11 protein-coding genes are annotated in these 14,989 nt (G+C 37.3%); 9 read left to right on the forward strand and 2 right to left on the reverse strand.

What is annotated here, in order from left to right:
* The first annotated feature begins 118 nt into the window (after window positions 1-118).
* The 8 genes from typA (at window position 119) to ACSBFT_RS15940 (ending at window position 9,596) form a co-directional block, all read left to right on the forward strand.
* Window positions 119-1,933: a translational GTPase TypA gene (gene typA, locus ACSBFT_RS15905; protein WP_463044720.1), complete on the forward strand. Its 1,815-nt coding sequence runs from the start codon at window positions 119-121 to the stop codon at window positions 1,931-1,933.
* Window positions 1,934-2,085: 152 nt separating this feature from the next.
* Window positions 2,086-3,081: a glycosyl transferase gene (locus ACSBFT_RS15910; protein WP_489601396.1), complete on the forward strand. Its 996-nt coding sequence runs from the start codon at window positions 2,086-2,088 to the stop codon at window positions 3,079-3,081.
* An 8-nt stretch (window positions 3,082-3,089) separates the two neighbouring features.
* Window positions 3,090-4,322, forward strand: coding sequence for a glycosyltransferase (locus ACSBFT_RS15915; RefSeq protein ID WP_489601398.1), 1,233 nt, complete (start codon window positions 3,090-3,092; stop codon window positions 4,320-4,322).
* A 104-nt stretch (window positions 4,323-4,426) separates the two neighbouring features.
* Window positions 4,427-5,323, forward strand: coding sequence for a glycosyltransferase family 2 protein (locus ACSBFT_RS15920; protein ID WP_489601399.1), 897 nt, complete (start codon window positions 4,427-4,429; stop codon window positions 5,321-5,323).
* An 8-nt stretch (window positions 5,324-5,331) separates the two neighbouring features.
* A complete protein-coding gene (locus ACSBFT_RS15925; protein ID WP_463044716.1) occupies window positions 5,332-6,333 on the forward strand; it encodes a glycosyltransferase in 1,002 nt (333 codons plus the stop codon).
* A gap of 38 nt (window positions 6,334-6,371) precedes the next feature.
* Window positions 6,372-7,415 carry a bifunctional diaminohydroxyphosphoribosylaminopyrimidine deaminase/5-amino-6-(5-phosphoribosylamino)uracil reductase RibD gene (ribD, locus tag ACSBFT_RS15930; protein ID WP_489601400.1) on the forward strand — a complete coding sequence of 348 codons (1,044 nt, stop codon included), beginning with the start codon at window positions 6,372-6,374 and terminating at the stop codon, window positions 7,413-7,415.
* A 93-nt stretch (window positions 7,416-7,508) separates the two neighbouring features.
* Window positions 7,509-8,075, forward strand: coding sequence for an RNA polymerase sigma factor (locus tag ACSBFT_RS15935; protein WP_463044714.1), 567 nt, complete (start codon window positions 7,509-7,511; stop codon window positions 8,073-8,075).
* Window positions 8,076-8,078: 3 nt separating this feature from the next.
* Window positions 8,079-9,596, forward strand: coding sequence for a hypothetical protein (locus ACSBFT_RS15940; protein WP_489601402.1), 1,518 nt, complete (start codon window positions 8,079-8,081; stop codon window positions 9,594-9,596).
* 79 nt (window positions 9,597-9,675) lie between these two features.
* Here the strand turns inward: ACSBFT_RS15940 and ACSBFT_RS15945 are convergent, their stop codons facing one another.
* On the reverse strand, window positions 9,676-11,388 hold the full coding sequence (locus tag ACSBFT_RS15945; protein WP_489601403.1) for an AMP-binding protein: 1,713 nt from the start codon (window positions 11,386-11,388) through the stop codon (window positions 9,676-9,678).
* A gap of 234 nt (window positions 11,389-11,622) precedes the next feature.
* Window positions 11,623-13,578, reverse strand: coding sequence for a DNA topoisomerase (ATP-hydrolyzing) subunit B (gene gyrB / locus ACSBFT_RS15950; RefSeq protein ID WP_463044711.1), 1,956 nt, complete (start codon window positions 13,576-13,578; stop codon window positions 11,623-11,625).
* Between the two features lie 162 nt (window positions 13,579-13,740).
* On the opposite strand from gyrB, the gene ACSBFT_RS15955 reads away from it, so the two are divergent.
* A complete protein-coding gene (locus ACSBFT_RS15955; RefSeq protein WP_489601405.1) occupies window positions 13,741-14,922 on the forward strand; it encodes an acyltransferase family protein in 1,182 nt (393 codons plus the stop codon).
* Window positions 14,923-14,989 lie beyond the last annotated feature (67 nt).

The following is a 14,989-nucleotide window of genomic DNA, read 5'->3' on the forward strand; positions in this document are numbered from 1 at the left end:
GTAGATTAATCATATATTAAAATACTGTAATAGTCTTTCAGGATATTTATGGTTACTTTTGCGGACTTTTTCATAAACTTCTAGTTAACAAAATGTTCTCTCTAGAAAATTAAAAATTATGCAAGACATTAGAAATATCGCGATAATTGCCCACGTAGATCACGGCAAAACGACTTTGGTGGATAAGATCATCCACGCTTCTAAAATATTTCGTGAAAATCAGGAATTTGGTGATCTAATCCTTGACAACAATGATTTAGAAAGAGAACGTGGAATTACCATCGTTTCAAAAAACGTATCTGTAAGATATGGTAACACCAAAATAAATATTATTGACACACCTGGTCACGCCGATTTCGGAGGTGAAGTGGAGCGTGTGTTGAAATTAGCTGACGGAGTTATCCTTTTAGTAGATGCATTTGAAGGTCCAATGCCTCAGACGCGTTTCGTATTAGGTAAAGCGTTGGACTTAGGACTTAAGCCAATAGTAGTTGTTAATAAAGTTGACAAAGAAAACTGTAGACCAGACGAGGTTCACGAAATGGTTTTCGACTTAATGTTTAACCTTAATGCTACAGACGACCAACTAGATTTCCCTACACTTTACGGTTCTTCTAAACAAGGCTGGATGAGTGATGATTGGCAAAAACCAACGGATAACATTATCGCTCTTTTAGATGCGGTTATTGAGCATATTCCTGCGGCAAAAACACAAGAAGGTCCTGCTCAAATGCAAATCACTTCTTTAGATTATTCTTCTTTCGTAGGTAGAATTGCCATTGGATTGGTAGCTAGAGGCGTTCTTAAAGAAGGTCAGAATGTAATGCTTTGCACTGCTGATGGCTCACTGAAAAGAAATAAAATCAAAGAACTTCATGTTTTTGAAGGTCTTGGTAGAGTTAGAGTATCAGAAGTATCTTCTGGAGAAATCTGTGCTATCACAGGTATCGAAGGGTTTGAGATTGGAGATACTGTAGCAGATATAGATCAACCAGAAGCTCTTCCAAGAATTTCTATTGATGAGCCTACGATGAATATGCTCTTCACTATTAACAACTCTCCTTTCTTTGGACAAGATGGCAAATTTGTCACTTCTCGTCACTTGAGAGATAGATTGATGAAAGAAATGGAGAAGAACCTAGCCCTTAAAGTAGAGCAAGGTGAGTCTGAAGATAAATTTATCGTATTTGGTAGAGGTATTCTTCACCTTTCTGTATTGATAGAAACAATGCGTAGAGAAGGTTATGAGCTTCAAGTAGGTCAGCCACAAGTAATCTTCAAAACAGGAGAGAACGGTGAAAGATTAGAGCCTATTGAAACCTTAGTAGTAGATGTACCTGAAGAAAGTGCTGGTAAAGTAATTGAGCTTGCTACACAGAAAAAAGGTGAGTTACTTATTATGGAGCCTAAAGGCGATTTGCAACACCTTGAATTCAACATTCCATCTAGAGGTCTTATCGGCTTAAGAAGTAATGTACTTACAGCCACACAAGGTGAAGCTATCATGAATCATAGATTCAAGTCTTACGAGCCATATAAAGGAACTTTACCAGGAAGAATAAACGGTTCTCTTATTTCAATGGCCAACGGACCTGCCATTCCTTACTCTTTAGATAAACTTCAAGATAGAGGGGTATTCTTTATTGATCCAGGAGAAGAGATTTACATGGGTATGGTAGTCGGTGAGCACAATCGTCAGAATGACATCGTGGTTAACTTACAAACTACTAAAAAATTAAGTAACATGAGATCCTCTGGTGCAGATGATCAAGTTAAGATTGCTCCCAAAGTACAATTCTCATTAGAAGATTGTATGGAATATATCCAAAAAGACGAGTACTTAGAAATCACTCCAAAATCTCTAAGAATGCGTAAAATATACTTAGACGAAAACGAAAGAAAACGTAACAGTCGTCAGACTGAATTAGCGTAATCATAGGCTTAAAAAAAACCACCAAAGCTGACTTATACCAGTTGCTTTGGTGGTTTTGCATTTAAGCTCATCTCACTTTTTGGTTTCGCTCCTACAAAACCAATATTCCTATTAACTTTGTCAATCATTGAAATAGAAGAACCCTCCTTTTAATGTCGAAAACACTTGCTTTTACCATATGCTCTGTCAACTATTTGGCTCAAGCCAAAGTACTTTCAGAGTCGTTAAAAAGAACCAACCCGAATTTTGAATTTGTAATAGGCTTATGCGACAAAATAGAAGGTAGAGATATTGACCCATCAAAAATTGAGGGCTTAAATATTCTAGAAGTTCACAAAATTGGTATCGAAGGCTTTGACGAGATGTGTGAACGATACGACATCACAGAATTAAACACCGCGGTAAAGCCATTCTATTTCAACTATTTCTTAAAGAGTCGCCCAGATCTTATCAACTTCTACTACATAGACCCTGATATTGAAATCTTTGATACGTTCCAAGGCATAGAAAACAGATTAGAGGAATCTGACATTGTCTTAACACCCCATTTTTATACACCAGTCTATGACAATTGTTCTCGTACAGAGCAAGAAATGTTTGTCAACGGTATATACAATCTAGGGTTTTTGGCCGTAAAAAGGTCGAAATCAGTAGACGAGTTTATGAACTGGTGGATGATAAAACTTCGTACAGAGTGCTACATGGACATCCAAAAAGGGATGTTTGTGGATCAGCTGTACTGTAACATGGTGCCTCTTTATTTTGACAATGTTGTTATTGAAAAAAATCCGGGTTATAACATCGCTTACTGGAATCTACACGAAAGAACCATTACCGAAAAAAACGGAAAGTACTATGTAAATGGTGAGCCCTTAATCTTTTATCATTACAGTGGCATGAATTCTGCAGACCCTATCAATATATCAAGATGGCAAAACAGATTCGACCTAAATAGCAGACCAGACTTAGCTCCTCTTTTCAAATCGTACAGAGCACAGATAGAAAACTACGCTAATAAATATTTTAAAGCCTTTGATTGCGTTTACGCAAAAGGAGATATAAAAGTAGATGACCGAAGTTTCCTAAAAAAGGTATTGATGTCTGCGTCCTACAGAGTTTTTGCTTTCTTTGAAAGACTACCGATTTAATCATAAAGATGAAGATTGCTATTATTTCTATTGTTTTTCCTTACCCTGTTGACAATGGCGGCGGTGCTGCTACTTTCAACATGATTGATTATTTAAGACATAAGCATGAAATAACTTTCATCTGTCCGAATGTAGCTCAGGTCAACAAAGAAAAACTCCAGGATTTATGGCCCAATGTTAAAATCTTAACTACCAAAAAAAATGGCAGTGAGAGTTTATCTTTAAAAACCTATAAAGCCATTTTAAGGCTAAATCAATTCATAAAAGGTACCGTTTTAGATTATTTCTATCCTAAAACCCACTTGGCCATTAATGATTTATCCAAATTCTACTTCCCAGGATTTCTAGCATTGGTAAAGGAAGAAGTAACCTATGAAAACTATGATTTAGTCCAAGTCGAATTTATAGAATTTGCCGGAATCGTTCATTTACTGCCAAAAAACCTTCCAAAAATCTTCATTCACCACGAATTAAGATTTAAGAGGTTGCAAATGGAATACGACACCCTAGAAAATAAAACGCTGTCAGACCTTTGGCATATTTCAGCCACAAAAGATTTAGAAATAGCTCTACTAAATCATTATGATAAGGTAGTATCTGTAACAGAAACAGATAAAGGATACCTTGAAGAAGCGGGTGTTAAAAAGGAACTATTATTCACTTCTACCCTTCCTATAAATTTCAAAATGGCCGACATTAATTCGCCATTTACTTTTAAAGGGAACATCGTCTTCTTAGGACCAGAAAACCATTATCCTAATTTGGATGGTGTAAATTGGTTCTTGGAGCACTGCTGGGAAAGAATAATCACCAAACATCCAAATCTAAAACTTCAAATAGTTTCAAGATGGTCTGATGAATTTAAAAAGCTTCATAAAACTAAAAAGAACGTATTCTTTTTGGGCTTTGTAGAAGACTTATCCCATAGTTTTAAAGGTTCTATTATGATCGTTCCTCTAAGAATAGTGAGTGGTATGAGAATGAAAATCTTGGAGGCCATTTCATGGAAAATGCCTATTATTAGCACCGTGGTTGGAGCGGAAGGCCTACCTATGGTAGATGGCAAAAACTGTATGCTGGCTCATGATGCAGATGAGTTTGTACAGAAAACATTAGAACTCATAGAAACAAAAGGACTGGCCGAAAAATTAATAACGCAGTCTCAAAAATTAATTACCGACCAATATCAAATTGAAAAGTGCGGAGAAATACGAAACGCTCTTTACAATACTTTTAAATAATTCCTATGTCAATAGTTAATCCATTAAAGCCTTTGCGTAAGTTTGATATCCATAAACAAACTTGTCAACATAGCACAAAAATAATAAGAGCGTTGCAGAGATAAATGCCATCAGTAAGTGTCATATTACCCAATTATAATCACGCCGATTTCCTTAGAGACAGAATTGAGAGTATCTTAAATCAATCTTTTCAAGATTTTGAGCTGATTATCCTAGATGACTGCTCCTCTGATATTAGTTGTGAGATAATTAAGTCTTATGAAGACCATCCATTACTAAGTCACATTGTAATCAATAAAGAAAACTCGGGAAGTACATTTAAGCAGTGGGAAAAGGGTCTTGTCCTTGCTTCTGGTGAGTTTATCTGGATAGCCGAAAGCGACGACCTAGCCGAACTAAACTTTCTTGAACATCATATGAAAATGTTCAAGGCGAACAAAAGCCTTGGAGTTTCTTTCTCGGCCTCCACTTGGATAGACGAGAAAGGAAAAACCTTTCATGAGCCGGAACATGAATATGAATTATACGCTCAGGGTTCTACATTGCTTAAAGACTATTTCATAAAGGGCAATTTAATTTATAATGCCAGCTCATGTGTCTTTAAAAAATCATTGGTTCCTTGGGAAACATTAAAGGCTGTTATTGGGTACAAATACTGTGGAGACTGGCTATTTTGGGTAGACTTAGTGGCCAACACAGAAATAAACAGAACGAGCAAGAGACTTAATTTTTTCAGACGACATTCAAACAATGTCTCTTTCGAAGCAGAGTCTAAAGGGCTACAATTTTCGGAAGGTCTTAAGGTAGTCAATCATATTTTTGAAAAACAACATTTCAGTTTTTTTGAAAAACAAAAACTTATCTTTTACTGGGTTCAAAAACTAAGAAAAAGCAGTATTGAGAATAAAAAAAGATTTATTGGACTCCTACCGTTTCCTGCCAAAATTTCTTATGCGGTAAGTCCGGCCATTAGTAGTTTAATGTCATTTTTAGCGTCCTAAAAGAATTAATGAAAGGAATTAGCCTTATCATCTGTTGTTATAATAGTGCTCAAATCATTGAGCAAACTTTAGACTACGTCCAAAAGCAAGAACCAACAGAAATCGAATGGGAGGTAATACTTATTGACAATAATTCTACCGATGAAACCGCAAAGGTCTCTGAGTCCTCTTGGAATTTTGAGAAAAACCCAAACCTAAAAATATTTAAAGAATCTAAGTCTGGGCTTTCAAATGCAAGACTGCGAGGTATAAAGGAATCAAAATATGACATTATCTCTTTTGTAGATGATGACAACCTTATTCCTACAAATTGGATAAACTATCTATCCCAAGTGTTTGAAGACCCTGCCATAGGTGTTCTTGGCGTTACCTCTATTGGTAAATTTGATTTCACAGTCCCAGAATGGTACGAAAGGCACAAACTATCTTTTGCCACGGGTAAGCTTTATGACTTAAAGTTTGGAGATGTAACCAGTGCAGGATTAGTATATGGTGCGGGAATGACCATGAGAAAAGAAATCTTCCAGAAACTGGATCAAAAAAACTGGAAACCATATCTTACAGACAGGGTTGGCAAAAAACAATCTGGTGGTGGAGATTCTGAATTAACCCTGGTTTCTAGACTTTTAGGTTATAAAATTTACTACTCTAACGAACTCAATACGCAACATTTCATCATACCAGATAGGCTTACATGGCAGCGTTTAAGAGAAATGACTGCAGGCTTCGGACAAGCAGATGTTTTTGTGCTTCCGTATACTTACATCTATAATAAATCTGAAGGGAACACTAGCCTACTGAATGAACTTAGGAAGAAATGGTGGGTTAACTATCTCGGCAAAAAAGTAGCTTTGGCTTTGTTGAAACTTAAAAAAAATACAGGAAAAATATCTAAAGAAGATTATGAAATCGCAGAAATTAGAAATAAAGCCTTTTGCGAAGCTATTTTACTTCAAAAGAAACAATTTGAAAGTTCCTTTTACGAGCTTCAAAAACTAAGCAACCTTTAATAGTTTTCCATCTCCAGAAATAAAATTTATATTTCGGAATGAAGGAAAAACATTTCATGGAAAGGGCTCTAGAACTTGCCAAACTTGGAGCCGGTCACGTAAGTCCTAATCCAATGGTGGGTTGTGTCATAGTTCATGAAGACAAAATTATTGGCGAAGGCTGGCATATGAAATATGGCGAGGCTCACGCAGAGGTCAATGCTATAAACAACGTCCAGGACAAATCCCTCCTTCCCTTTTCCACAGCATATGTGAGTTTAGAGCCTTGTTCACACTTTGGTAAAACACCACCCTGTGCAGACTTGCTTATTAAAGAAAGACTAAAAAAAGTAGTTGTTTGTAACACCGACCCTAATGAAAAAGTTAATGGCAACGGAATACAAAAATTAAAAAACGCGGGAATTGAGGTCTCGACAGGATTATTAGTAGAAAATGGAGCATTTCTTAATAGACGTTTTTTCACCTCTCAATTAAAAACACGACCTTATATTATTCTAAAATGGGCAGAATCTGCCAACGGTTGCGTAGCAGATAAAGACGGCAATCCAGTAAACATTAGTGGAGAGTTTGCTCAAATCCATTCTCATAAATGGCGAGCTACAGAAGATGCCATTATGGTAGGCGGCAATACCGTTATTAAAGATAACCCTAGCCTAAGTACTAGACACTGGGAAGGGAAAAACCCCATTAGAGTCATCCTTTTCCCAGAAATAAAACCTACCGACAATTTTAAGGTATTAGACCAAAGTGTTGTAACCTACGTACTTAATAAAAATTATTCTCTTAAGGATGGGAATACGGAATTCATAAAGATTGACGTAAATTCGAATATTCTTGATTTCGTTTTAGGACAACTTCATGAAAGAAAGGTGATGTCATTAATCGTAGAAGGTGGACCAAAACTCCATGAAATGTTTATTAAAGACAACCTTTACGACGAAATAAGAGTTTTTAAGAGTAAAAAGTTAATCGTCTCGCAAGGGCTAAATTCAGCTTCTATTCCCAAAAATCTTTTAGAGATACAAAATATTGATTTAAAAACAGATTATTTAAGGATTTTTTCAAGAGAATTCCAACCTTAACTTACTTTATTGAGTCCTGCTTAATGACCCTATCTTAAGAGATTGTTTCATTATCAGGATGAGAATCACTGATAATTGCAATTTTAAGATAGAATGCCCAATGAAACTCAAATAATTCAGGACTGCCTTAAACAAGACAGGAATGCCCAGAAACAGCTCTATGAACTGTATTCAGGTAAACTGTTTATTGTGGCCTTGAGGTATATGAGAGATAGGGAAAATGCTCAAGATGTATTGCAAGATTCTTTTATTAAGATATTTAAATATTTAGATACATTCAGATTTGATAGCCCGTTAGAAGCTTGGATGAGAAAAATAGTGGTTAATACCGCTCTCAAAGCCTTGAAAAAGGACAAAAAGCTTACACAAAGTCTAGAAGGCGACTATATGATTGTTGAAGAACTACATTATAGCAACTTGGGCTTTGAAAATCTGTCTTATCAGCATTTGTTAAATATGATAGGGGAATTGCCAGAGGGTTGTAGAACCATTTTTAACCTCTACGCCATAGAAGGCTTTAAACATCAGGAAATTGCCACTATGCTAGAAGTGACTGAGGGAACCTCAAAGTCTCAGTACTATAGAGCAAAGGCCTTATTGCAAGAAAAACTTGCGAAAGAAAATAGTAGAGAAGCTGGAAAACTATCCGCAAAAATATAAGTGATGAATAATTTTTTTGAAAATCAATGGAAAAAGGCATTTGAAGATGCCGAGGAAATCCCTCCGATTGATATTTGGAGAAATATTGAGGGAAAGTTAGACGAAGAAGCCATATCTGAAGCCTCTTTAGTTCATACGCTATTATCAGCATCAGAAACACCTGACGCCTCCGTCTGGGCTAATATTGAGAAAGAACTCGATAAAGAAAAGCCAGTTTTGGTTATTTGGTTTCAGAAATACGCTTCCACCGCAATTGCCGCGATGGTCTTCTTGGCCTTAAGTTTCTCTTTGCTTAATAATCCATTTGACAGAGACTCGTCCAAAGAAAAATTTCAAGCCGATGTGTCGCTATTAGAGAGTAAGGCACTACTAGGAGATTCTTATAATGGATCTGAAGACAATTCTAAAGAAACACTGAATTCAAAAACCTTAAGCTCGAAAGCATTTAGCCCTACTTATTACAGTAAAACATTATCGAATAATTTAGGATCATCAAAGGCTACTTTGGTTTTAGACTCAAAGTCCCCATCCTCTTCAAAAACAATCTTAGAGACATTGATTAATGAAGAAGAGAAGGTTTCAAGCGTTATCCATGAATCTATTTCTTCTTTAAAACTCCTTATTAAAAAAGAGTTTGATAACTACGGAAATAGGTTTACCATGAAGAGGAAAAAGTTATCCTTTGAAACGCCAGACAATCTTTTGGCGGACAATCAAGCCTCTTTCGTAAAGCGTTCATGGTTCGGATTATTTTCAGGCATATCTCCTTTTGACCCTAACTTTAAGATTAACAACTTTGAGAGAGCCGCATTAGTTTCTGCCAGTGACGTACCTCGTTCTTCCTTTGAATTTAACAGTGTAGGGGATACGGGTGGACCGCTTTCTAAAAATGAAACATTTACCATACCGCTTTCTCAGCCGTATAACAACGTAAAATCTGGAAGATCCATAAACCTTAGTGTTAATTATGGCAAAAGAATAAAGAAGCACTGGTCTGTGGAAAGTGGTGTGAGATATTTAGCGGGTAACTCTTTAGTGGCCAGTAACGTTTATTCTTATAACCAATATACCGGAAGTGTACAAAGCTTCTTAGAGTCTAATTACATTCGCCAAGACGCAGGTGTTTTTGACAACACTGTTATCTCTTCTGGTGGCGATATAGATAGTGATTATAAGTTTCTGATGATACCAGTACAGGTGGGCTATCATTTGCCTATGACCTCAAAACTAGAAGCATCTTTCACTACGGGTGTATCTGGCGACTTTATCATTAATAACGTTTTCGATAATATTTCTGAAGGCGGCAGTAAACTTACCGCAGGAAACTCTGCCTATAAGCCATTAAATCTGAGTGGATTGGCAGGCGTGAAATTCAATTATTCGGTGAGAGATGATTGGCAAATTTCATTAGGCTCTGGCCTTCAGCAAACTTTAACATCTGGTGTAGAGAAAACAGAAAGTTTCTCATTTAAACCTAGATATCTAGGCATTAACTACGGCGTTAGCTACCGTTTCAAATAAAAACAATAAACTTTTTTAATAAACTGTACGCAAAAAAATACCCCACCGAAGTTTTTCAGTGGGGTATTTACACTTTATTCTAAGCCAATTTGGACTTTGCTATTTCCTCTTCTTTTAAAGCCCTCCTTAAAATTTTCCCTACATTGGTTTTGGGCAGCTCGTCTCTAAACTCCACATATTTTGGGCATTTATACGGCGTTAAATTCTCTCTTGCAAAAGCCTTGACTTGATCCTCAGTAAGATTAGGGTCTTTCTTGACCACAAAAACTTTTACCGCCTCTGTGGACTTGGCATCTGCCACCCCAATACAAGCCAGCTCTAAAACACCTGGATGCTCTACTATAACATCTTCAACCTCATTAGGATAAACATTAAAACCAGAAACTATAATCATGTCTTTCTTTCGGTCTACTATTTTAAAGTAGCCGTCTTCACTCATCACACCTATATCCCCTGTTTTAAACCATTTTCTACCATCCTCTGGATCTGTCAGAAAAACCTTATCCGTTTCTTCCTCTCTGTTATAATATCCAGACATCACCTGCGGCCCAAAAGCACAAATCTCTCCAGCCTCACCAGGTTTAACCCAATTCCCATCTTCGTCCACTATTCTAATATCTGTACTGGGCCAAGGCACACCAATAGTTCCTATCCTATTGTCGCCTTTTATAGGATTTGAAGTAAGCACCGGTGATGTTTCTGATAATCCATAACCCTCTACCGGAAGGCAGCCAGTTTTCTCTTTCCACGCATTAGCTACCGCCTTTTGCAAGGCCATGCCGCCCGCCGAAGTAATTTTCAACTTGCTCCAATCTACACCATCAATGTCTGGATGGTTTAAAAGACCATTATAAAGGGTATTTAATCCTGTAAAAATATGAGGTGGATTCTTTTTCAAATCTTTAATAAAACCAGCCATATCTCTAGGGTTAGTAATTAAAAGATTCATAACACCCGTCTTTAATGCTGTTAAGGCATTCACGGTAAGAGCATAAACATGATAAAGCGGTAATGCTGCCACCACCACTATCTTATCATCGGTAATGTCTTCCATGATCACACTTTGCCATGCATCGTTGGCCTCCAAATTTGCTATCAAGTTTCGGTGAGAAAGCATGGCTCCTTTTGAGACGCCTGTAGTTCCACCGGTATATTGTATAAAAGCCAATTCAGAACTTTTTACATCTGGCTTAACATATTTAAGTTTAGCTCCTATTTCTAAAGCTGTAGAAAACTTAACTGAATTGGGTAATGAATAAGAAGGTACCATTTTTTTAATGGTCTTCACCACAAAATTAACCAGCTGCTTTTTAGGAAAGCCAAGCATGTCTCCAAGCTCCGTCAATACGACATGTTCAATCTGCGTATCGGCTAGTACTTTCTCTAAATTATGAGCAAAGTTTGCTACAATAACGATGGCCTTTGCTCCCGAATCTTTGAACTGATGCTTCATCTCTCTTGGCGTATAAAGCGGATTAGTATTAACCACGACCAAGCCAGCCCTAAGAGCACCAAACAAAACCACGGGATACTGTAGACAGTTGGGCATTTGAATAGCTATCCTGTCTCCTTTCTGTAAGCCAATACTTTGTAGGTAGCTTGCGAAGTCTTCTGACAATCTATCAATATCAGCAAAACTAACTTCCTTGCCCATATTGGAATATGCCGCTCTCCCTGCATATTTCTTAAAGCCCTCTTCTATTAATTCGACTAAAGAGGTATAAGCATCTGGATTTATTTCTGTGGATATCCCTTTAGGATAATTTTTTAGCCAGGGTTTAGAATCAGTCATTTCTTTGAGGTTTTTAGTTTGTATTTCTAGAAGTAAATTTAGTGTTTTAAAAGGATAAAATAAACGAAATATAGTCTCAAACCTTCTCTTTTAGAATAATTAAACGTAGTAACTAATTCCGAATTTGAATCCCGATTTTATAATTTCCATTAAAACTATATTAAGAATACACTAAAAAACAAAAGAACCGGCAAAAGCCGGTTCTTTTTATTATAACAATAAGCTTAGTCAATATTAAACGTCGACGTGGGCATATTTTGCATTCTTCTCAATGAACTCTCTTCTTGGAGCTACTTCATCTCCCATTAACATTGAGAATAATAAATCTGCCTCAGAGGCCGACTCAATAGTCACTTGTTTTAAAGTACGACCTTCTGGGTTCATGGTCGTTTCCCACAGCTGCTCAGGGTTCATCTCTCCAAGACCTTTATATCGCTGAACGCCAACAGAGTCCTCTTTTCCATTTCCAGCCAATCTCTTTATGGCCGCCAGACGCTGATCTTCTGTCCAGCAATACTCAGACTTATTCCCTTTTTTAACCAAATAGAAAGGCGGCTGAGCAATGTACAGATAACCTTTCTCAATCAACTCTCTCATAAACCTATAGAAGAAAGTTAAAATAAGGGTTCTAATATGACTTCCGTCAATATCAGCATCGGTCATAATGATGATTTTGTGATAACGGAGCTTCTCCATATCTAAAGCTCTTTCATCACCATCTCTACCCATTCTTACTCCTAGGGCAGTAATGATATTCTTAATTTCATCATTCTCGTAGATTCTATATTCTTGTGCTTTTTCTACGTTAAGAATCTTACCTCTTAAAGGCAAAATTGCTTGAAAAGCTCTATCTCTACCTTGTTTTGCAGAACCACCTGCAGAGTCTCCCTCCACGAGGTATACCTCACAAACCGCTGGGTCTGAATTGGCACAGTCAGCCAGTTTTCCAGGAAGCCCGCTTCCTGTCAAAACATTCTTACGCTGAACCATTTCTCTGGCTTTCTTGGCCGCAATCCTAGCCTTAGCGGCTATAATCACCTTATCAACGATGGTTTTGGCTTCTTTTGGATTTTCCTCTAAGTAGTTTTGAAGCATTTCCTGTACACATCCACTCACCGCAGAAGTTACTTCCGAGTTACCCAACTTAGTCTTTGTTTGACCTTCAAATTGAGGCTCCTGAACCTTTACAGAAATAACAGCTGTTAAACCTTCACGAAAGTCGTCTCCAGCAATTTCTATTTTCTCTTTGGCCAACATCCCAGACTTCTCGGCATAGCCCTTAAGTGTTCTTGTAAGAGCCATTCTGAAACCCGAAACGTGGGTTCCACCCTCATGGGTGTTGATGTTATTTACAAAAGAGGCTACATTTTCCGAATAAGAGCTATTATAAATCATGGCTACCTCCACAGGTACACCATCACGCTCACCTTCCATAAACATAGGTGCTGGAATAAGTCTCTCACGCGACTGATCCATGTATTCAACAAACTCAGCAAGGCCACCTTCTGAATGAAAACTCTCTGTAGCTATGCTTCCATCTTCTTCTATTCTCCTTTTATCTGTTAGATTAAGGGTCAGTCCTTTGTTTAGGAAAGATAATTCACGTAGACGGTTGGCTACGGTTTCATATTTGTATTCTGAAACTTCAAAAATACTGCTATCTGGAAGAAACTGAACAAAAGTTCCATGCTCTTCCGTAGTTCCAATCTCTCTAACCGAATACTGAGGAATACCTTTTTTGTACTCCTGCTCGTGTACCTTTCCATCTCTATACACCACCACTTTCAAGTCGCTAGATACGGCGTTCACACAAGAAACACCTACGCCGTGCAATCCTCCAGAAACTTTGTAAGTATCCTTATCAAATTTTCCTCCTGCATGAAGTACCGTCATTACTACCTCCAAGGCAGACTTCTGCTCTTTATCGTGAAATCCTGTAGGAATTCCACGACCGTTATCTCTTACTGTAATGGAGTTATTTTCTTCAATGGTCACATCAATTGTATCACAATAACCCGCCATAGATTCATCTATAGAGTTATCTACCACTTCCCATATCAAGTGATGAAGGCCTTTAAACCCTACATCTCCAATATACATGGCAGGCCTTTTCCTAACAGCCTCCAATCCTTCTAAAACTTGAATATTATTTGCTCCGTAGTCTTTCTTATTCTCTGCTCCGTCAGACATATTGCTAAAGGTTTGTTTTCTGTAGTTTAGATTATATTTCTTTTACAAAAAAGCCCACAAAGTGGACTTGCGATTCATAGCGTAAAGGTAGTTATTTTTTATGGTAAATGAGAATAAAGAATTCTTCAAAAGATTGAGTAATTTTCCACACGAATCACTTAAATGAGAAAACACATGTTGGCACCAAAAAGAATCCTTTCTGTAGACATTTATAGGGGTCTAGTTATGTTTTTAATGATGGCGGAAGTTTGGCACATCAGCAAAATTGCTTCTAGTCTACCCGAAAGCACATTTTGGAAGTTTCTTGCCTTCAACCAATCTCATGTTTCTTGGGCCGGTTGCTCTTTACATGATTTGATTCAACCATCCTTCACTTTTTTAGTGGGTGTGGCACTACCTTTTTCGGTTCAAGCCAGAATTAAAAAAGGTAATTCTTCGAAAAACCTATACCTGCATGTCTTGAAGAGATCATTGATATTGGTTTTACTCGGTGTTTTTCTAAGGTCCATGCATTCTGATATAACGAATTGGACATTTGAAGATACACTTTCACAAATTGGCCTTGGCTACCCCATCCTATTTCTCTTAGGTAATAGAAAACAAAAAAGTTTATGGATAGCTCTAGGACTCATCCTTTTTTTCTATTGGTTAGCATTTGCCTTGTATAACATGCCTGAAAGTCATCTCAACCCTGAGCACACGGGAGTTCCGGCAGATTGGCCTCACAATTTCAATGGATTCTCCAGCCACTGGAACAAAAATGCCAATTTCGCTTGGGCATTTGACACATGGTTTATGAATATTTTCCCAAGAGAATCTTTATTTCGATTTAACTCGGGCGGTTATTCAACCTTAAGTTTTATTCCTACGCTCGGAACTATGGTTTTGGGTTTGGTGGCTGGCCAAGTCCTACTAAGCAAGCAAACTTCCAAACATTTTTATTTTGTCAAAATAGGCTTAGTACTAATAACAATCAGTTTAATCTGCCATTTCATAGGAATAAACCCAATAGTTAAAAGAATCTGGACACCATCATGGACACTCTTTAGTGGCGGAGCATGCTTCTTAATACTTGCAGGTTTTCACTGGCTAGCAGACCTAAAAGGCATTATAACACCTTTTAATTGGTTAAAAATAATTGGGATGAACTCCCTAGCAGCTTACGTACTTGCACATACCATTAATGAATTTATTGATAATAGTTTTCAGATTCATTTAGGAGAAAACTATGCCCAAATTTTCGGAACCTCATACGAAACATTGATATCTGGCAGTGTCATCCTTCTAATGGAATGGTTAATTCTTAAGTGGATGTATGACCACAAAGTTTTTATTAAAGTTTAAAAATGTTACTAAAGACCTTAATTCCCGTTTGAAGCAGGCTATCCAACTTGATAAGGCACTTTTTCTC

This window comes from Arcticibacterium sp. SM2516 (genome assembly GCF_057914865.1).

Bases quoted from the DNA above. Each gene is read 5' to 3' on its own strand.
- ACSBFT_RS15955 (WP_489601405.1), top strand. From the start codon at position 13,741: ATGAGAAAACACATGTTGGCACCAAAAAGAATCCTTTCTGTAGACATT.
- ACSBFT_RS15910 (WP_489601396.1), top strand. From the start codon at position 2,086: ATGTCGAAAACACTTGCTTTTACCATATGCTCTGTCAACTATTTGGCT.
- ACSBFT_RS15945 (WP_489601403.1), bottom strand. From the start codon at position 11,388: ATGACTGATTCTAAACCCTGGCTAAAAAATTATCCTAAAGGGATATCC.
- ribD (WP_489601400.1), top strand. From the start codon at position 6,372: ATGAAGGAAAAACATTTCATGGAAAGGGCTCTAGAACTTGCCAAACTT.
- typA (WP_463044720.1), top strand. From the start codon at position 119: ATGCAAGACATTAGAAATATCGCGATAATTGCCCACGTAGATCACGGC.
- ACSBFT_RS15915 (WP_489601398.1), top strand. From the start codon at position 3,090: ATGAAGATTGCTATTATTTCTATTGTTTTTCCTTACCCTGTTGACAAT.
- gyrB (WP_463044711.1), bottom strand. From the start codon at position 13,578: ATGTCTGACGGAGCAGAGAATAAGAAAGACTACGGAGCAAATAATATT.
- ACSBFT_RS15940 (WP_489601402.1), top strand. From the start codon at position 8,079: ATGAATAATTTTTTTGAAAATCAATGGAAAAAGGCATTTGAAGATGCC.
- ACSBFT_RS15925 (WP_463044716.1), top strand. From the start codon at position 5,332: ATGAAAGGAATTAGCCTTATCATCTGTTGTTATAATAGTGCTCAAATC.
- ACSBFT_RS15920 (WP_489601399.1), top strand. From the start codon at position 4,427: ATGCCATCAGTAAGTGTCATATTACCCAATTATAATCACGCCGATTTC.
- ACSBFT_RS15935 (WP_463044714.1), top strand. From the start codon at position 7,509: ATGCCCAATGAAACTCAAATAATTCAGGACTGCCTTAAACAAGACAGG.